Source organism: Pantoea sp. Cy-640 (assembly GCF_011752635.1).
Taxonomy (GTDB): Bacteria; Pseudomonadota; Gammaproteobacteria; order Enterobacterales; family Enterobacteriaceae; genus Pantoea; species Pantoea dispersa.
In genome coordinates this window covers 226,021-243,401 of the sequence record NZ_VWXB01000004.1, presented here as the reverse complement: position 1 = coordinate 243,401, position 17,381 = coordinate 226,021, and the positions used below count along the sequence as shown (strand labels likewise).

Here is a 17,381-nt window from a genome sequence, read left to right as displayed (position 1 = left end):
ATAATGGACGCGATTAAACAAATTCTGATCGATGAAATCGACACGCTCAACCGCGAAGAGCGGCGCGATAATCTGCCGCGTTTTAGCTTTAACTTCCTGAAAACCCATCCGGGGCTGTGGGGCGTGATGTACCTGTGCTACGGCCTGTGCGTGGCGCTGATTTTCTCGACTGAGATGCTCGGCTGGCCAGCCTTCTGGTTCGCCACGGTGTTCGTGCTGGTGATGAGTTTTCTGATGCTGCTGGACATCAACCCGAAATACCGCTTCGAGGACATCGATACGCTGGATCTGCGTGTGTGCTACAACGGCGAGTGGTATTACGTGCAGCCGGTCTCACAGCAGGCGCTGGACAAGATCCTGGAGAATCCGGGTACGCCCGAGCGCGTGCGCAGCGGCATCGATCGCCTGATGCAGCAGAAAGGGGAAGTGGATTTTTATGATGTCTACTACCTGACCTGGGGCCATCAGCGCGCCGCGAAGATCTGATCGGGCAAATTCATTCCTGCTTCCATGGTATTTATAAGCCTTTAATGACTCACTGCTTAATGACTACCCCCAGCGTCTTTACACAGAAGGTATGCAAAGATAAGGCGGTTAGTAAGACAACGCCTGAAGGCTGGGTCAGGAAGTTTCGCCGCGCGCACCAAATCAAAACGCCGGCACGCCGCTGTGAAAGCGCAGCTCAGCGTCCGGTTCGCTGATCAAGCGCGCTTCCGCTGCCCCGATCGCCCGCACGCGCGGCGCGATATCCTTCGGTGAAATCTGTGCCGCCAGCGTCAGATAATCCTGATAGTGGCGCGCTTCGGAACGCAGCAGTGAGATGTAAAACTTCTCCAGCTGCGCATCCAGATACGGCGCCAGGCTGGCGAAGCGCTCGCAGGAACGCGCTTCGATATACGCCCCGCAAATCAGTTTATCCACCAGCGTATCCGGTTCATGGGTGGTCACTTCACGCAGCAGCCCTTTGGCGTAGCGGCTGGCGGTGATCTTGCGATAGGGCAAACCGCGCGCCTGCATGATTTCCCACACCTGATAAAAGTGGTGCAGCTCCTCTTTGATCAGCAGTACCATCTTTTCCACCATCTCATCAGCCCACGGCAGTTCATTGCGCACAATAATGCTTTTGCTGAGATTCTTGTGGGCATTGATAAAATCGCTGTCGTGATTCTCGCCGAAAATAAAATCTTCGTACGGCTGCAGCCATGCCAGAATCGCGTCGCCACTGGGTTTATCCGCGACGTATTTGCGGATCAGCCACACCGCGGTCTGCGCCGCTTTCAACTCGCATACCATGTGATCGGTAAGCAGCAGCGTGAGATTTTCCGGCTTGCGCGCTTCATCAATCCACGCCTGCGGCGTGCGGCACTGTAAAAACTGGTGAATGGGGTCTAATAGCGAAGCGTAATTCATCGGAGGTTCTTTGCTGGCAGGAAAATTACCGGGCGGCACGTGCCGCCCGTCAGGGCTTAGTGACGCACACCGTCATCGTCTTCGTCGTCGATCTCTTCGCCGTCGTCTTCATCTTCGGCATCCGGATCTTCAAAGTAGGTGCCCCAGCCGTCGTAATCGACGTTATATTTCCCGACCAGATTCACCAGCTGCTCGACCTGCGCGTCAATCAGTTCCGGCTTCAGCGCCGATTCGCTCAGGATGTCGACGCACATCACGGTGCTGCCGTCTTCCAGCTCCAGCTCTTCCGGCTCGGTGACTTCATAGCCCAGCTTGAAAGCGTCAACCGCGGCTTTCTCCAGCGAGTCGAAGTTGTTGCAGGAGAGATGATGCTCGATGGTGTAAAGCGCATCCGGATCGCTGCCGTCTTCCAGCAACTCTTCAATGATCAGGCGCGTCTCTTCGCGCTGTTCTTCCAGCAATGCTTCGTATGCCATGGGCGTGTCCTCAAAATGGTGGCAGTGAATGCAATTATTTTCCCACACTGCCTCGCGCGCCACTACACAAAACAGAAAGTTTCTTATCGCTGGGGTTGAAAATGCATATTCATACGGTTAGATTGAATTTTAATTCATTATTGATGTAATGCGGAGCGCAGTATGAGTCAGCTGTATTCGAGACATTTCCTGAGATTGCTGGATTTCACCCCAGCCGAAATCACCGGTTTGTTATCACTCGCCAGTGAATTAAAACAGGCAAAGAAAAACGCCAGCGAAACCCAGTACCTGAAAGGCAAAAACATCGCGCTCATCTTCGAAAAAGACTCGACCCGTACCCGATGCTCTTTCGAAGTTGCCGCCTACGATCAGGGCGCTAACGTCACCTATCTCGGCCCGAGCGGCAGCCAGATCGGCCATAAAGAGTCGATGAAAGACACCGCGCGCGTACTGGGACGTATGTATGACGGCATTCAGTATCGCGGCTACGGCCAGGCGCTGGTGGAGACGCTGGCCGAATATGCCGGCGTGCCAGTGTGGAACGGCCTGACCACCGAGTTCCATCCGACGCAGCTGCTGGCTGACCTGCTGACCATGCAGGAGCATCTGCCGGGCAAAGCGCTGAACCAGATGACGCTGGTGTACGTCGGCGATGCGCGCAACAACATGGGCAACAGCATGCTGGAAGCGGCGGCGCTGGTGGGGCTGGATCTGCGGCTGGTGGCACCGAAAGGCTGCTGGCCAGAAGAGGAGCTGGTGGCGCAGTGCCGCGCGGCAGCACAGCACACCGGCGGCAAAATCACCCTGACAGAAGAGATTGCCGAAGGCGTGCAGGGTGCTGATTTCATCTATACCGACGTCTGGGTATCGATGGGCGAAGCAAAATCGGTGTGGGAAGAGCGCATCGCCCTGCTGCGTCCCTATCAGGTGAACAGCGCGATGCTGGCGCTGACCGGCAATCCGCAAGTGAAATTCCTGCATTGCCTGCCCGCGTTTCATGATGACCAAACCACGCTCGGACGACAGATGGCCGAACAGTATGGTCTGCACGACGGCATGGAAGTCAGCAACGAGGTGTTTGAATCCGACCATAGCGTGGTGTTTGACCAGGCGGAAAACCGCATGCACACCATCAAAGCGGTGATGGTGGCGACGCTGAGCCAGCGTTAAGCCTGCACAGCGCAAACGTTTACCTCGCGCGTGATTTCTGCTTGATGCGGCTCAGTGAATGCGTATAATGCGCCACAATTTGCCGGAGGAAACATGCAACAGCGCAGCGCACAATTTGCCGCTCCCGTACGCCTGAATGCAGGCGGCGCACCTGTTTCTTTCCGTCATTCATCGATCGCCAAAAAGCCCCTGTAAAGGGGCTTTTTTTTGTCCGCAATCCGGCAGCGCAGAGGAGAGAGCTATGGCCAACCCGCTATATCGCAAGCACATTATTTCCATCAACGACCTCAACCGCGATGAGCTGGAGCTGGTGCTGCATACCGCCGCCCAGCTGAAAGCCCATCCGCAGCCGGAGCTGCTGAAACACAACGTTATCGCCAGCTGCTTCTTTGAGGCCTCAACGCGCACCCGCCTGTCATTTGAAACCGCGATGCACCGGCTGGGCGCCTCGGTGGTGGGATTTGCCGACGGCAGCAACACCTCGCTGGGCAAGAAAGGGGAAACCCTCGCCGATACCATCTCGGTGATTGGCACCTATGTGGATGCCATCGTGATGCGCCATCCGCAGGAAGGGGCGGCGCGGCTGGCCACGGAGTTTTCGGGCGGCGTGCCGATCCTTAACGCCGGTGACGGCGCCAACCAGCACCCGACGCAGACGCTGCTCGATCTGTTCACCATCCGGGAAACCCAGAGCCGCCTCGATAACCTCAACGTGGCGATGGTCGGCGACCTGAAATATGGCCGCACCGTGCATTCGCTGACCCAGGCGCTGGCGAAATTCAGCGGCAACCGCTTCTACTTCATCGCACCGGATGCGCTGGCGATGCCGTCCTACATCACCGATATGCTGGATGAGCAGAATATTGCCTGGTCGCGCCACGACAGCATCGAAGAAGTGATGCCGGAGCTGGATATTCTCTACATGACGCGCGTACAGAAAGAGCGTCTCGATCCCTCAGAGTATGCCAACGTGAAAGCGCAGTTCATCCTGCGGGCGGCCGACCTGGCCGGTGCGCGCGATAACATGAAGGTACTGCATCCGCTGCCGCGCATTGATGAGATCACCACCGATGTCGACAGCACGCCGCACGCCTGGTATTTCCAGCAGGCCGGCAACGGCATCTATGCCCGCCAGGCCCTGCTGGCGCTGGTACTGAATAGCGAACTGGCACTGTAAGGAGCAGAACGATGACCCACGATAACAAACTGCAGGTTGAAGCCATCAAACGCGGCACGGTGATCGACCATATTCCGGCGCAGGTCGGCTTTAAGCTACTGTCACTGTTCCGCCTCACTGAAACCGATCAGCGCATCACCATCGGCCTTAATCTGCCGTCGGGCGAGATGGGACGTAAGGATCTGATCAAAATCGAAAATACTTTTCTGACCGATGATCAGATCAATCAGCTGGCGGTGTACGCGCCGCACGCCACGGTGAATCGCATTGATGAGTATGAAGTGGTGGCGAAGATCGCACCGACGCTGCCGGAACGCATCGAGCGCGTGCTGACCTGCCCCAACGGCAACTGCATCAGCCGCAGCGAGCCGGTGTTCTCCAGCTTTGCGGTGAAACAGCGTGACGACGATGTGCACCTGAAGTGTAAATACTGCGAGAAAGAGTTCGCGCGCCACGTGGTGCTCGGTCACTGGTAATCGCCCGTTTCCTCCCTATAATGGGGCGAACATTTTCGCGGCGGACAAGGGTTCGCCGCGCATGCCTAAGGAGAAACAATGTCTCGCGAAATCAGTACTGAAAAAGCCCCGGCAGCGATTGGCCCGTACGTCCAGGGCGTGGATCTCGGCAGCATGATCATCACCTCCGGCCAGATCCCGGTCGATCCGGCCACCGGTGCGGTTCCGGACGACATCGCCGCGCAGGCGCGTCAGTCGCTCGAGAATGTGAAGGCGATTGTGCTGGCCGCTGGCCTGCAGGTGGGCGACATTGTGAAGACCACTGTGTTCGTCAAAGACCTGAACGATTTCGCCACGGTCAACGCCACCTATGAAGCGTTTTTTACCGAGCATCAGGCCAGCTTCCCGGCGCGCTCCTGCGTGGAAGTGGCGCGTCTGCCGAAAGACGTGAAGATTGAGATCGAAGCCATCGCGGTACGTCGCTGATTTAGCGGTCATCATTCACACAGCATGCAGGGGGCGTATCCGTGCGCACCTGGCGAGATCGCCAGGTCGTCATCAATGACGACCCTGCATAGTTCGTGACTTCCGCTCTTCCCTATCTCGACGATCGCAGCAGTTTCTCCAGCGGTCGCACCAGCGCCAGCACCGTTTCATCCTGCACCTGCGCCGCCGCATCCAGCTGGGCGTGCATTTGCGCCACCTCGCCTGCACCGTAGGCCTGGTTGCGCTCCAGTGCGTTCACCAGATCCAGCCCCATCCGGCTCAGCTCTGCGACCTGGCGCACCTGCGGCTGCAGCGCTTTCAGCTGATAGTTGCCCAGCACCAGCGGCATCACCGCATCGCTGTTGCGCTGCCAGCGCTGCAGCTGATGGCGCAGGGCGCTGGCGGCAGCATGATCGCCGCGATTGGCAATCAGCGCATCCACCTGCTTATCCAGCAGCCGCACCGGCTCGCTCTCGGCCGGCAGTACGTCCGCCAGCCGGTTCAGCGGCTCAAAATAGTCATAATGCCCGGCCTGAAACTTCAGGTGCTGGCGGGTGTAATACTGCGCCGGTTCCAGCACTTCCGCCAGCACGCGCAGCGGAGTGATATCGCTGCTGTTGGCCAGTCGCATCATCTGCACCTCGGCCTGCTGATGCTGCTGCAGGCCGACCGACACCGTTCCCCAGCGATCAATCGCGCTGAGCCGCTGGTACATATTCTCGCTGTCGGTCACATCCTGCGCCGACCACAGCCGCTCCGCCACCACAAAGGCGCGCGGCCACAGTCGCGTATCAATCACCCGGCTATTCACATTCTCCGCCCACAGCGCCGCTTCACCGCCCAGCAAATCACGCTGCAGCTGAGCGGGCGTGGGCAGTACCGGGGCAATACCGGCCGGTATCTGCGCCAGCCTGCTGCCTGTGGTCGGATAGCGCACGTTGCCCACCAGCACGTAGCCGGTCAGGCTGTCACGCGTCAGCGTCACCACCGGCTGAAACGGCCCCATCCAGCTGTCGACGCTGAAGGTCAGCTGCGTCGGTGACAGCCAGCGAATGTCGCTGACCTGGCGTCGCGCCTTGCCGCTGAAATCGATAAAACCGCGCCAGCCGTTTTTGCTCTCAATCAGGGTGAAACTGCCCTGCACCGCGCTGCCTTTCAGACGCGGCATAGTAAACTGCCAACATTGCGCCTGATCGTCGGCGCGCAGTTGATCGACGCCGTTCAGCCCCTGCGGCCAGAGCTCGTTGCGATAGTGATACGCGGCGCTCTGCGGCTGGTCGAGATAAAAACCGGTGGAAAGAATGCCGCGATACCCCTGCTTTACCACTTCGCTGAGCGCGTCCTGCCCCTGCCACGACTGAATCACAATACTTTTCGGCAGGTCGGGATGGTACACCTCATCCCAGCCAAGCATGCGCCGCTGATGCGCGGCGAGAATCTTCTCCACCCGCTGGTTGAACCACGCCTGCAGCGCATGGGCGTCCTGCAGGCCGTGATCGCGCATAAACTGCTGAATCTTCGGTGAGGCGTTCCACTGACTGGGATCGACTTCATCCCCGCCGATATGAATGTAGGGATCGGGAAAGATCGCCGCGACTTCGCCGATCAACGTGTCGATAAAGCGAAACACCGCTTCATTGCTGGGATCGAGCAAGGGTTTAAATACCCCCCAGCCGCGCTCCATGGCATATGGACCCGGCGCGCTCATCAGCTCCGGCATCGCCACGGCAAGAGCGGAAGCATGGCCGGGCAGATCGATTTCCGGCACCACGCGCACGCCGCGCTGGGTGGCATAGTGCACCAGCTCGCGCATTTGCTGCTGGCTGTAGAACAGGCCATCACTGGCCTGCTGCTGCAGCTGCGGATAGTGACTGGAAGCAAAGCGCCAGCCCTGATCGTCGGTCAGGTGCCAGTGGAACACATTCATGCGCGCCGCGGCGATACCATCAATCTGCCGCTTGAGGGTTTCCAGCGGCAGGAAGTGGCGCACCGGGTCGATCAGCACGCCGCGCCACGGGAAGCGCGGCCGATCGTCAATGGTGACAAAGGGAATTTGCGTGCCGCTGGCGGTGTTGGCGATCAGCTGCAGCAGGGTTTCCATGCCGCGCATCGCGCCAAAACGGGTAGGTGCCTGCAGCAGTACGCCACTGCTGCTGACCTCCAGACGGTAGCTTTCGTCGCTGTCCGGTTGCGGTAGCGGATCGACCGCGTCGGCAATCCGGATCTGAATGGCGGGACGATCGCTGGCCGGGCTGGCGGGCAGCAGCGCCCAGCCGGTTTGCCGCGCAATGCGGGCGCGCCAGCGCGCTTCGGCCCCTTCCAGGTGATCGCCGGTGATGTGCAGCGAAAATTGCGGCGTCAGGGTAAACGCGCCACCGCCTGCGGGCTGCGTCACCTGCTGTGGCCATGGCATCAGCGGCAGATCGCCTGCCGGTGCGGCCTGCGTGGAAAACGTCAGGGAACACAAAACGGCCAGCAGCGTACGGGGCAGAAGCATGGTGGGCATCCTTGTAAGGCAAAACGATGGGCCGGAAATGGCGCAAAACGCTCATTAAACCTGTTTCGCAACGCAAAGCAAGTTGCAACCGGCTGAAGTTTGTGCGGCTTAAAACTTTTCAGTGTAGCGGCTGTTGACCACTGCACGGCTTTCAGGCGCTGGCCGCGCTTCTTTGCGACAGGTCAAAAACAGTGCGATTAATTTCCTCTGAAACACCACATGTTGCGATTACACTCCTTAAAATTATCTACATGTAGTTTCCAGCGGAGAAAGGGAAGATGGCAACGGTAGTGATTAAGCGTGACGGCTGCAGGGTGCCGTTTGATGCCCGGCGCATTGAAGCTGCAGTGCGTGCCGCCGCGCAGGCCGCCCAGGTTGACGACCTGGCCTGGTGCACGACGGTCGCTCAGCAGGTCAGCGCGCAGCTGGCAACCCAGGCTGAAGTCGATATTCGCGACATCCAGTGTGCCGTGGAAGAGGCGCTGATGAGCGGACGCTGGCCGCAGCTGGCGCGCGCCTATATTGAATACCGTCACGACCGCGATCTGGCGCGCGAGCAGCGCGGCAAGCTGCACCATGCCATTCGCGGCCTGGTGGAACAGACCAACGCGGCGCTGCTCAACGAAAACGCCAACAAAGACAGCAAAGTGATCCCGACGCAGCGCGACCTGCTGGCCGGCATCGTGGCCAAACATTATGCCCAGCAGCAGTTGCTGCCGCGCGATGTGGTGCTGGCGCACGAGCGTGGGGAAATCCATTACCACGATCTCGACTACTCTCCCTTCTTCCCGATGTTTAACTGCATGCTGATCGATCTGCACGGCATGCTGACGCACGGCTTCAAAATGGGTAACGCCGAGATTGAACCGCCAAAATCCATCGCCACCGCCACCGCGGTGACGGCGCAGATCATTGCGCAGGTCGCCAGCCATATTTACGGCGGCACCACCATTAACCGCATTGACGAAGTGCTGGCGCCGTTTGTCACCCTCAGCCTCGAAAAACATCGCCAGATTGCCCGCGAATGGCAGATTACTGACGTGGAAGCTTACGCGCGCGCACGCACGGAAAAAGAGTGCTACGACGCGTTTCAGTCGCTGGAGTACGAGGTTAATACGCTGCACACCGCCAACGGCCAGACGCCGTTCGTCACTTTTGGCTTTGGCCTCGGTACCGACTGGGCGGCGCGCCTGATTCAGCAATCGATTTTGCGCAACCGCATTGCCGGGCTGGGCAAAAACCATAAAACCGCGGTGTTTCCTAAGCTGGTGTTCGCCATTCGCGAAGGCGTCAATCGACGCGCCGGCGACATCAATTACGACATCAAACAGCTGGCGCTGGAGTGTGCCAGCAAGCGCATGTATCCGGATATCCTCAACTACGACAAAGTGGTGGAAGTCACCGGCTCGTTCAAAACGCCGATGGGCTGCCGCAGCTTCCTCGGCGTTTACGAGGAAAACGGCGAGCAGATTCATGAGGGCCGCAACAACATCGGCGTGATCAGCCTCAACCTGCCGCGCATTGCGTTAGAAGCTCAGGGAGACGAAGCCCGCTTCTGGACGCTGCTGGATGCACGCCTGGCGCTGGCGAAGCGGGCGCTGATGACCCGCATTGCCCGGCTGGAAAAAACCAAAGCGCGCGTCGCACCGATTCTTTATATGGAAGGCGCCTGCGGCGTGCGGCTCAACGCGGACGACGAGGTGGGCAAGATCTTTCGCAACGGCCGCGCCTCGATCTCGCTGGGCTATATCGGTCTGCATGAAACGCTTAACGCGCTAAGCGGCAACGCCGTGCATCCGTATGATGCCGCGCATCTGCGCGCAACCGGTGTGGCGATTGTGACGCATCTGCGCCAGGCGGTGGATGCGTGGAAAGCGGAAACCGGCTACGGCTTTAGCCTGTACAGTACGCCCAGTGAAAACCTGTGCGATCGCTTCTGTCGCCTTGATGCCGCCGAATTTGGCGTAGTGCCGGGCGTGACCGACAAGGGCTATTACACCAACAGCTTCCATCTCGACGTAGAGAAAAAGGTCAATCCGTACGACAAAATCGACTTTGAAGCGCCCTACCCGGCCATCGCTAACGGCGGCTTCATCTGTTACGGCGAATACCCCAACATTCAGCACAACCTGCGGGCGCTGGAAGATGTGTGGGATTACAGCTACGACCGCGTGCCCTATTACGGCACCAACACGCCGATCGATGAGTGCTACGAGTGCGGCTTCAGCGGCGAGTTCAGCTGTACCAGCAAAGGCTTTACCTGTCCGAGCTGCGGCAATCACGATCCGGCGCGCGTTTCGGTCACGCGCCGCGTCTGCGGCTATCTTGGCAGCCCGGATGCGCGACCGTTCAACGCCGGCAAGCAGGAAGAGGTGCAGCGCCGCGTCAAACACCTTGATACCGGACAGCTGGGATGATGCACATTCATCGCTACTACGATGTGGATATCGTGAATGGTCCCGGCACGCGCTGCACGCTGTTCGTCGCGGGCTGTGAACATCAGTGTCGCGGCTGCTACAACCAGAGCACCTGGCGGCCTGACTCCGGCGTGCCGTTTACGCTGGCCATGGAGGAGCAGCTGATCGCCGATCTGCAGGATCGCCGCATTCCACGTCAGGGGCTGTCGCTGAGCGGCGGCGATCCGCTGCATCCGCACAATGTGCCGCATATTCGCCGGCTGGTGAAGCGCGTGCGGCGCGACTGTCCGGATAAAGATATCTGGCTGTGGACCGGCTACACCCTGGCGGAGCTGACGGCGGCGCAGCGCGAAGTGATTGCGGAAATCGACGTGCTGATTGATGGACGTTTCATCGAAGCGGAAAAAGATGCGCGGCTGCTGTGGCGCGGCAGCCGCAATCAGACTATCTGGTATCTACGCCAGCCACAGTGCGAGGATGCCGAGCAGCATGCCGCTGACGGCCACGCCGCAGAAGGCGATCCACAGCGCGCGCGGCGGGAACGCGCGATGCAGCATCAGTAGCGACGGCACGCTGACCGCGGGCAGCGTCACCAGCAGCGCCAGCGCCGGTGCGATGCCCATGCCCGCCAGCATCATGGTTTGCACGATAGGGATTTCGGCGGCGGTCGGGATCACAAACAGGCAGCCGGCGATGGCCATCAGCATCACCCAGAACAGCGTATTCCCTACCGCGCCGTCCGCGTGCGGAAACAGCCAGACGCGCGCGGCGCCGAGCAGCAGCACCGCCACAATGTAGAGCGGAATGGTGTTACAGAACAGCCGCCACATCACGCGCAGCCAGCGCGTCACAAACCGTTCATGGCTTTCTTGCGGCAACAGCGGCGCGGCAACGGCGGTTTCCGGCACGCTGCGCTGCACCAGCATGGCAATGCCCAGCACCATCACCCCACCCGCCACCAGCCGAATGGCGGCAAACTGCCAGCCGAGCACAAAGCCCATAAACACCAGCGTTGCCGGATTGAGCAGTGGATTCGCCAGCCAGAACGCCATCGCCGCGCCGCTTGAAACCTGCGCCTGGCGCAGGCCGACGGTCACCGGCGCGGCACAGCAGCTGCACATCATGCCCGGGAGGCCAAAACCGGTGCCGACCAGCGTGGCCCCCAGCCGGTTGCTGCCCATCAGGCGCAGCAGCCAGCGGCGCGGAATCAGCACCTGCACCAGCGAGCCCAGCACCACGCCGAGCACCGCGGCTTTCCACACCGCGAGAAAATAGACCATGGCGTAATCCAGCGCGGCGCGCCACGGCGAATCTGCGGCATTGGCAAGAATAGAGCGGCCGATGGAATGGGTTTCTGCGGCCGTGAAGGCTTTGCCATAGTAAGGCTGCCATTTTACGTACCACAGGCCGATAAGTACCACGGCGAAGAACAGCAGCGGTTTCCACCAGGCGAAGCGAGCCGCTGGTGCAGGTGAGGCGAATTGGGTCATAACCGGTTCCGTATTCAACTGAATAACGTATGTCGCGCGTAGGGCGCGACGCAGATCCCACAGTGTTATTCAGGTTATGCCTGTGTGCCAGCGTCGTCACGCTTAAACTTGATCTGTCTCCGGAATTTAACCAATCCCACCTGCGCCGGCTGGCTTGCGTTTCCGCGCTCAGGGTCCAGACTTGTCTGTTGAAACGTGTCACGCACAGCAGGTGCGTGACCAGCAAGGAGGAGAAAGATGAGCAAGAAAATAGCGGTTCTGATTACCGATGAATTTGAAGACTCAGAGTTTACCTCACCGGCCGAGGCCTTCACCAAAGCGGGCCATGAAGTGGTCACCATTGAGATGCAGGCGGGCAAAACCGTGAAGGGAAAGCAGGGCAAAGCCGAAGTCAAAATCGACAAGGATATTGACCATGTCAGCCCGGCCGAGTTCGACGCGCTGCTGCTGCCCGGCGGTCATTCGCCTGACGCGCTGCGCGGTGACGATCGCTTTGTCACCTTTACCAAAGAGTTTGTCGCCAGCGGCAAACCGATTTTCGCCATCTGTCACGGTCCGCAGCTGCTGATCAGCGCGAACGGCGTGCGCGGTCGCAAAATGACCTGCGTGAAAGCTATCGCCATCGATCTGCGTAATGCCGGCGCGGACTTTTACGATAAAGAGGTGGTGGTTGATGATGACAAGCTGGTTACCAGCCGCACGCCTGAAGACCTGCCCGCGTTTAACCGCGAATCCCTGCGTATTCTGAACGCAGCGTAAGGCGGTTGCCCGGTGCGCCTCTGCGCGTGCCGGGCTAACGCTGCCAGACAATCTTTTTGCCAAATCCCAGCGCGTTATCGGTCATTTTCAGCTCATCCAGCGTAATTTCCCACAGCGGCGCGGTGACTTTTTTTGCCACCGGAAAGCGCGCCTGATAGGCCTTTAGCGCTTGCGCCTCATCGGTCAGCTGAATACGCCCGCGATACTGCACGCCTTTAATCAGCAGCACCGTTTTCGGCTGGCCGTTCACCGTGCCGGCGACGCGTGGATGACGCGCCATCAGCGCGCCGTGACGCGTATCCGCTTCGGTCATCAGCCAGAACGCCATGCGCGCTTCATCGAACACGTAGAAACAGTTGGCGCACCATAGCGCATCACCGTCGCTGGCACACAGCGACAGCACGTGCTGTTTTTTCAGATAGCGAATCAGATGAGAATGGTCAGACAAGAGCAACTCCGTGCGTTGATAGCGATGCGGCCGCAGGCGCGTTACACTGCCCGCCAGCACATGAACGAGGTTTGTAAATGGAACAGGGCTGGCAGTTGTATATGCTGCAAACCGCCGCCGGGATGCTTTATACCGGCATCACCACTGACGTCAACCGTCGCCTGCAGCAGCACCAGCAGGGGCGCGGTGCCCGTGCGCTGCGCGGCAAAGGTCCGCTGACGCTGGTGTTTCACTGCGCGGCCGGCGATCGCGCGGCGGCTTCCCGGCTGGAGTATCAGGTAAAACAGCTGAGCCGGGCGCAGAAACTGCTGCTTGTTGCCCAGCAGCCGGCCTGCTTAACGGCGTGGTTTAGTCGATACGATTGAAAGGTGCCGAGAAGGCGATCAGCCCTTCTGCCCCATCGAATGCATCGTCCGCCAGTTTATACACCTGAAACGCCGCTTCGCTGCCGGGCCAGCGGCAGTGCAGGCCGTGACGCGCCGCCGGTTCAAAGCCGAGCGGATTGTAGAACTGCGGATCGCCCAGCACCACCACGGCGCTGTAGCTGAACTCATTGAGCGAATCGAGCCCTTCATACACCAGCTGTTTAGCAATGCCCTGACTGCGCACCGAGGCATCAACCGCCAGCGGCGCCAGCGCCACCCAGTTACGATCCTCGCCCTGCAACGTCACCGGACTGAAGGCGGCATAACCCAGCACCTGGCCTTCGTCATCGGTAGCCACCACGCCCAGCGTGAGTAAACCGTCTTCACGCAGCTGCTGTACCAGTTCCGCTTCGGCTGCGGTGGCAAAACTGCGCTTTAACAGGCTGTCGATGCCTGCCGCGTCCACACCAATTTCAGTACGAATCAACATGAGATCCCCGCGCGCGCCTCAGCGGCCTTCGCGTCCTGTGTCATTCCTGCCTCAACAAAAGCAGCCAGCTGCAGCAACCCCGTGCGCAATGGCGTGGGCATGGCGTCCAGTTCTATGGCATCCATCAGATTCTTCACCTCCAGTCCCAGCTCCGTGTCGCCCTCAATCACCAGACGGCGCTGAAAGAACAACATATCGGGGTCGGCTTTGCGTGCTGCTACCAGCAGCAGATCGTTGGCTTCGCCACGAAACCAGACATCTGCTTCGGCGTCGCGCGAAACGGTCAGGCGCCCGTCCTGCAGCGTGGTGATCCAGCGCAGATTGACGTCCGCGATCTCAATGCCGAGATAGCGCCCTTGCAGAAAGTCTAACTCACCTTCAGCCAAAGCATGACGAAATTGCCAGTTTAGGAGTTGTTGCAAAACCGTTTTTTTCACGGCGAATGGTGTTAGCGACACCGGTAAAGCGAGGAATTCCGGCCCTTTTTCAATTAACAGGCCGCGTAAGCGTGCGAACATGCGCTGCACTCCCTTGAGAAAATTTTATCTATATTGCCACATCCGTCGGCTTTCGCCTCAACCGGGATCAAGGAAATCGCCCCGCGTCTGTGCGAAAATTCTCCATTCCGCCCTGGCAATCCCGCTTTCACTGCCTTAAATCAACATTGCTGCACCTGCGCTTCCTTACACTCAACGGCGTTCAGAATCCGGGGGAGGAAATTGTATGGAACTGCTGTGTCCGGCGGGGAATTTACCTGCGCTGAAATCGGCGGTGGAGCACGGCGCTGACGCGGTGTACGTCGGCCTGAAAGATGACACCAACGCCCGCCACTTTGCTGGCCTCAATTTTACCGATAAGAAACTGGCAGAAGCCGCGCGCTTCCTGCATCAGCACCGGCGTAAACTGCACGTGGCGATCAACACCTTCGCCCATCCCGACGGCCTTAACCGCTGGCAAAGCGCCATTGACGTCGCCGCACAGAACGGTGCCGATGCGCTGATTCTGGCCGATATCGCCACGCTGGAGTACGCCGCCAGCCGCTATCCGCAGGTTGAACGTCACCTGTCAGTGCAGGCGTCCGCTACCAATCTGCAGGCCATTCAGTTTTATCACCGCCACTTTGCGCTGAGCCGCGTGGTGCTGCCGCGCGTGCTGTCGATGCACCAGGTGAAGCAGCTGGCACGCGAAACGCCGGTGCCGCTCGAAGTATTCGCCTTTGGCAGCCTGTGCATCATGGCCGAAGGCCGCTGCTATCTCTCGTCGTGGCTGACCGGCGAGTCGCCGAACAGCGCGGGTGCCTGTTCACCGGCCAAATTTGTGCGCTGGCAACAGACGGCCCAGGGCATGGAGTCGCGCCTGAACGAAGTGCTGATTGACCGTTACGCCGCCGATGAGAGTGCGGGCTATCCGACGCTGTGTAAAGGGCGCTATGAGGTGGATAACCAGCGCTATCACGTGCTGGAAGAGCCCACCAGCCTCAATACCCTGGCGCTGCTGCCGGAGCTGCTGCGCGCCAATATCGCCTCGGTGAAAATTGAAGGACGCCAGCGCAGCCCGGCCTATGTGGCACAGGTGGCGAAAGTGTGGCGTCAGGCGATCGATCGCTGCATGGCCGATCCGCAGCAGTTCACGGTGCAGGCGCCGTGGATGCGCGCGCTCGGTGAACTTTCCGAAGGCAGCCAGACCACGCTTGGCGCCTATCACCGCGACTGGCAATAAGGAGACCGTATGAAATACGCCATCGGCCCGGTGCTGTGGTACTGGCCTACCGATACGCTGGAGCAGTTTTACCAGCGCGCCGCAGAGAGCAGCGCAGAGATTGTCTACCTCGGCGAAGCGGTGTGCAGCAAACGCCGCGCCACTGCGTTCAGTCAGTGGATGGAGATGGGCCGCACGCTGGCGGCCAGCGGCAAACAGGTGGTGCTGAGCACGCTGGCGCTGCTGCAATCCCCTTCAGAAGTCAAAGAGCTGCGCCGCTATGTTGAAAACGGTGAGTTCTTACTGGAAGCCAACGATATTGGCACCGTGAACATGGCGGCAGAGCGCAAACTGCCGTTTGTCGCCGGTCCCACCCTGAATGTGTATAACGCGCAGACGCTCCAGCTGCTGCTACAGGAGGGCATGACGCGCTGGTGCATGCCGGTGGAGATGTCACGCGACTGGCTGATTCAGCTGTTGCAGCAGTGCCATGACGCTGGCCTGCGCGATCGGTTTGAGGTTGAAGTGCTCGGCTATGGCCATCTGCCGCTGGCGCTGTCGGCGCGCTGCTTTACCGCGCGGTCTGAAAACCGCGCCAAAGATGATTGCCAGACCTGCTGTATTGATTATCCCACCGGGCGCCGCGTGCTGTCGCAGGAGGGCCAGCAGGTATTTGTCCTGAACGGCATTCAGACCATGAGCGGCTACTGTTACAACCTTGGCAACGATCTCGCCGGTATGCATGGCTGGATCGATATTGTGCGCCTGTCGCCGCAGGATGAGCGCACGCTGGCACAGGTTGATCGCTTCCGCGCTAACGAAGCGGGTGAAGCGCCGCTGATGATGGCGCGCGGCAGCGACAGCAACGGTTACTGGCGCCGCCTGGCCGGAATGGCGCTGGATAGCGGCGGTTAAAGGCACATTCCGGCTATATTCCTGCCGTTATTAGCAGTTTTAATATGGGTAATGATGCGTAATACTGACTGGTGCAGGTTTACTTATCACCTGCGCCATCCTTTGCTGGAGTACCCATGTCTGAGAAGAAAACTGTTCGCCTGTCCGTGCTGGATCTGGCCCCCATTCCGCAAGGCTCGTCTGCGCGCGATGCCTTCCATAATTCGCTGGCGCTGGCGCGTCAGGCTGAAGCCCTTGGCTTTCATCGCTACTGGCTGGCCGAACACCACAACATGACCGGCATCGCCAGCGCCGCAACGTCGGTGCTGATTGGCTATCTCGCCGCTAACACCGAAACGCTGCGCCTCGGCTCCGGCGGGATCATGCTGCCCAACCACGCACCGCTGGTGATTGCCGAACAGTTTGGCACCCTGGAATCCCTCTACCCTGGCCGTATCGATCTCGGACTGGGCCGCGCGCCCGGCTCCGATCAGCGCACCATGCTGGCGCTGCGCCGTCATCTTTCGAGCGCCCAGGCCGACAGCTTCCCGGAAGATGTGGCCGATCTGATCCGCTGGTTCGATGCCGAAGAGGGCGAGCATCCGCCGGTGCAGCCGGTGCCTGGCCTCGGGCTGAAAATTCCGGTGTGGCTGCTGGGTTCCAGCCTGTATAGCGCGCAGCTGGCGGCGCAGCTTGGTCTGCCGTTTGCCTTTGCTTCGCACTTCGCGCCAGACCTGCTGTTGCAGGCGCTGCACCTGTATCGCGAAAAATTCCAGCCCTCTGCGCGTCTGGCAAAACCTTACGCTATGGTGTGTGTCAACGTGGTGGCGGCAGACAGCGATCGTGATGCGCGCTTCCTGTTCACCTCGATGCAGCAGCAGTTCATTAATCTGCGTCGCGGCAAGCCCGGCCCGCTGCCGGCGCCGGTGGAGAACATGGATAACCTGTGGTCGCCGTCCGAACAGTATGGCGTGCAGCAGGCGCTGAGCATGTCGGTGGTGGGCGATAAAGATAAAGTACGCCACGGCCTTGCCGCGCTGCTGCGCGAAACCCAGGCGGATGAGATCATGGTCAACGGCCAGATTTACGATCCGCAGGCGCGCCTGCGTTCGTTCGCGCTGGCGATGGAAGCCGCACGCACGCTGTAAG

General features: G+C 59.8%; 18 protein-coding genes and 1 pseudogene. 12 read left to right on the top strand and 7 right to left on the bottom strand.

Annotation, left to right across the window (positions count from 1 at the left end):
* The first annotated feature begins 3 nt into the window (after positions 1-3).
* Complete coding sequence (locus F3J36_RS12645; protein ID WP_021507677.1) at positions 4-486, top strand: YlaC family protein; 483 nt, start codon at positions 4-6, stop codon at positions 484-486.
* Positions 487-648: 162 nt separating this feature from the next.
* On the opposite strand, the gene F3J36_RS12640 is transcribed toward F3J36_RS12645, so the two are convergent.
* A complete protein-coding gene (locus F3J36_RS12640; protein WP_088516037.1) occupies positions 649-1,410 on the bottom strand; it encodes a tRNA-(ms[2]io[6]A)-hydroxylase in 762 nt (253 codons plus the stop codon).
* 56 nt (positions 1,411-1,466) lie between these two features.
* Positions 1,467-1,886: a ribonuclease E inhibitor RraB gene (rraB, locus tag F3J36_RS12635; RefSeq protein ID WP_010615961.1), complete on the bottom strand. Its 420-nt coding sequence runs from the start codon at positions 1,884-1,886 to the stop codon at positions 1,467-1,469.
* A gap of 162 nt (positions 1,887-2,048) precedes the next feature.
* Between rraB and argF the strand changes: the two genes are divergently transcribed.
* The 4 genes from argF (at position 2,049) to ridA (ending at position 5,174) form a co-directional block, all read left to right on the top strand.
* On the top strand, positions 2,049-3,056 hold the full coding sequence (argF, locus tag F3J36_RS12630) for an ornithine carbamoyltransferase (RefSeq protein ID WP_136545806.1): 1,008 nt from the start codon (positions 2,049-2,051) through the stop codon (positions 3,054-3,056).
* Positions 3,057-3,297: 241 nt separating this feature from the next.
* The gene (gene pyrB, locus F3J36_RS12625; protein WP_058770675.1) at positions 3,298-4,233 is read left to right on the top strand and encodes an aspartate carbamoyltransferase; all 936 of its coding nucleotides are present in this window, start codon (positions 3,298-3,300) and stop codon (positions 4,231-4,233) included.
* 11 nt (positions 4,234-4,244) lie between these two features.
* Complete coding sequence (gene pyrI / locus F3J36_RS12620) at positions 4,245-4,709, top strand: aspartate carbamoyltransferase regulatory subunit (RefSeq protein WP_010615964.1); 465 nt, start codon at positions 4,245-4,247, stop codon at positions 4,707-4,709.
* Between the two features lie 78 nt (positions 4,710-4,787).
* On the top strand, positions 4,788-5,174 hold the full coding sequence (ridA, locus tag F3J36_RS12615) for a 2-iminobutanoate/2-iminopropanoate deaminase (RefSeq protein ID WP_010615965.1): 387 nt from the start codon (positions 4,788-4,790) through the stop codon (positions 5,172-5,174).
* A gap of 112 nt (positions 5,175-5,286) precedes the next feature.
* Here the strand turns inward: ridA and F3J36_RS12610 are convergent, their stop codons facing one another.
* Complete coding sequence (locus tag F3J36_RS12610; RefSeq protein WP_166719807.1) at positions 5,287-7,671, bottom strand: beta-N-acetylhexosaminidase; 2,385 nt, start codon at positions 7,669-7,671, stop codon at positions 5,287-5,289.
* A gap of 278 nt (positions 7,672-7,949) precedes the next feature.
* Here F3J36_RS12610 and nrdD point away from each other — a divergent pair, with 278 nt between their 5' ends.
* Entirely contained in the window at positions 7,950-10,088 is a 2,139-nt protein-coding gene (gene nrdD, locus F3J36_RS12605) for an anaerobic ribonucleoside-triphosphate reductase (RefSeq protein WP_166719806.1), read from the top strand.
* Positions 10,085-10,549: pseudogene (gene nrdG, locus F3J36_RS12600) on the top strand (anaerobic ribonucleoside-triphosphate reductase-activating protein); the annotation flags it as partial. The gene nrdD and the pseudogene nrdG, both read left to right, overlap by 4 nt.
* Here nrdG and F3J36_RS12595 read toward each other — a convergent pair.
* Entirely contained in the window at positions 10,544-11,578 is a 1,035-nt protein-coding gene (locus tag F3J36_RS12595; protein WP_166719805.1) for a permease, read from the bottom strand. The pseudogene nrdG and the gene F3J36_RS12595 overlap by 6 nt on opposite strands.
* A gap of 237 nt (positions 11,579-11,815) precedes the next feature.
* Here F3J36_RS12595 and F3J36_RS12590 point away from each other — a divergent pair, with 237 nt between their 5' ends.
* On the top strand, positions 11,816-12,337 hold the full coding sequence (locus F3J36_RS12590) for a type 1 glutamine amidotransferase domain-containing protein (protein WP_021507686.1): 522 nt from the start codon (positions 11,816-11,818) through the stop codon (positions 12,335-12,337).
* 34 nt (positions 12,338-12,371) lie between these two features.
* On the opposite strand, the gene F3J36_RS12585 is transcribed toward F3J36_RS12590, so the two are convergent.
* A complete protein-coding gene (locus tag F3J36_RS12585; RefSeq protein WP_127833609.1) occupies positions 12,372-12,785 on the bottom strand; it encodes a YhbP family protein in 414 nt (137 codons plus the stop codon).
* Between the two features lie 77 nt (positions 12,786-12,862).
* Here F3J36_RS12585 and F3J36_RS12580 point away from each other — a divergent pair, with 77 nt between their 5' ends.
* Positions 12,863-13,150, top strand: coding sequence for a GIY-YIG nuclease family protein (locus tag F3J36_RS12580; protein ID WP_021507688.1), 288 nt, complete (start codon positions 12,863-12,865; stop codon positions 13,148-13,150).
* Here F3J36_RS12580 and F3J36_RS12575 read toward each other — a convergent pair.
* Entirely contained in the window at positions 13,134-13,640 is a 507-nt protein-coding gene (locus F3J36_RS12575; RefSeq protein WP_021507689.1) for a GNAT family N-acetyltransferase, read from the bottom strand. The genes F3J36_RS12580 and F3J36_RS12575 overlap by 17 nt on opposite strands.
* Positions 13,634-14,158 carry an SCP2 domain-containing protein gene (locus F3J36_RS12570; protein WP_058759570.1) on the bottom strand — a complete coding sequence of 175 codons (525 nt, stop codon included), beginning with the start codon at positions 14,156-14,158 and terminating at the stop codon, positions 13,634-13,636. The genes F3J36_RS12575 and F3J36_RS12570 overlap by 7 nt, the downstream gene beginning before the upstream one ends.
* 205 nt (positions 14,159-14,363) lie before the next feature.
* Between F3J36_RS12570 and F3J36_RS12565 the strand changes: the two genes are divergently transcribed.
* From F3J36_RS12565 to F3J36_RS12555, 3 genes are all read left to right on the top strand, one after another.
* Positions 14,364-15,359 carry a peptidase U32 family protein gene (locus tag F3J36_RS12565; protein ID WP_058759571.1) on the top strand — a complete coding sequence of 332 codons (996 nt, stop codon included), beginning with the start codon at positions 14,364-14,366 and terminating at the stop codon, positions 15,357-15,359.
* A gap of 9 nt (positions 15,360-15,368) precedes the next feature.
* Positions 15,369-16,253: a U32 family peptidase gene (locus F3J36_RS12560; RefSeq protein WP_166719804.1), complete on the top strand. Its 885-nt coding sequence runs from the start codon at positions 15,369-15,371 to the stop codon at positions 16,251-16,253.
* A 116-nt stretch (positions 16,254-16,369) separates the two neighbouring features.
* A complete protein-coding gene (locus F3J36_RS12555) occupies positions 16,370-17,380 on the top strand; it encodes an LLM class flavin-dependent oxidoreductase (RefSeq protein WP_021507693.1) in 1,011 nt (336 codons plus the stop codon).
* Position 17,381 lies beyond the last annotated feature (1 nt).

What these genes read in the sequence shown, in the direction of transcription:
- F3J36_RS12610 (WP_166719807.1), bottom strand. Translation starts at nt 7,671, where the DNA reads ATGCTTCTGCCCCGTACGCTGCTGGCCGTTTTGTGTTCCCTGACGTTT.
- argF (WP_136545806.1), top strand. Translation starts at nt 2,049, where the DNA reads ATGAGTCAGCTGTATTCGAGACATTTCCTGAGATTGCTGGATTTCACC.
- nrdD (WP_166719806.1), top strand. Translation starts at nt 7,950, where the DNA reads ATGGCAACGGTAGTGATTAAGCGTGACGGCTGCAGGGTGCCGTTTGAT.
- pyrB (WP_058770675.1), top strand. Translation starts at nt 3,298, where the DNA reads ATGGCCAACCCGCTATATCGCAAGCACATTATTTCCATCAACGACCTC.
- F3J36_RS12580 (WP_021507688.1), top strand. Translation starts at nt 12,863, where the DNA reads ATGGAACAGGGCTGGCAGTTGTATATGCTGCAAACCGCCGCCGGGATG.
- F3J36_RS12575 (WP_021507689.1), bottom strand. Translation starts at nt 13,640, where the DNA reads ATGTTGATTCGTACTGAAATTGGTGTGGACGCGGCAGGCATCGACAGC.
- F3J36_RS12590 (WP_021507686.1), top strand. Translation starts at nt 11,816, where the DNA reads ATGAGCAAGAAAATAGCGGTTCTGATTACCGATGAATTTGAAGACTCA.
- F3J36_RS12645 (WP_021507677.1), top strand. Translation starts at nt 4, where the DNA reads ATGGACGCGATTAAACAAATTCTGATCGATGAAATCGACACGCTCAAC.
- ridA (WP_010615965.1), top strand. Translation starts at nt 4,788, where the DNA reads ATGTCTCGCGAAATCAGTACTGAAAAAGCCCCGGCAGCGATTGGCCCG.
- F3J36_RS12640 (WP_088516037.1), bottom strand. Translation starts at nt 1,410, where the DNA reads ATGAATTACGCTTCGCTATTAGACCCCATTCACCAGTTTTTACAGTGC.
- F3J36_RS12570 (WP_058759570.1), bottom strand. Translation starts at nt 14,158, where the DNA reads ATGTTCGCACGCTTACGCGGCCTGTTAATTGAAAAAGGGCCGGAATTC.
- F3J36_RS12565 (WP_058759571.1), top strand. Translation starts at nt 14,364, where the DNA reads ATGGAACTGCTGTGTCCGGCGGGGAATTTACCTGCGCTGAAATCGGCG.
- rraB (WP_010615961.1), bottom strand. Translation starts at nt 1,886, where the DNA reads ATGGCATACGAAGCATTGCTGGAAGAACAGCGCGAAGAGACGCGCCTG.
- F3J36_RS12595 (WP_166719805.1), bottom strand. Translation starts at nt 11,578, where the DNA reads ATGACCCAATTCGCCTCACCTGCACCAGCGGCTCGCTTCGCCTGGTGG.
- pyrI (WP_010615964.1), top strand. Translation starts at nt 4,245, where the DNA reads ATGACCCACGATAACAAACTGCAGGTTGAAGCCATCAAACGCGGCACG.
- F3J36_RS12555 (WP_021507693.1), top strand. Translation starts at nt 16,370, where the DNA reads ATGTCTGAGAAGAAAACTGTTCGCCTGTCCGTGCTGGATCTGGCCCCC.
- F3J36_RS12560 (WP_166719804.1), top strand. Translation starts at nt 15,369, where the DNA reads ATGAAATACGCCATCGGCCCGGTGCTGTGGTACTGGCCTACCGATACG.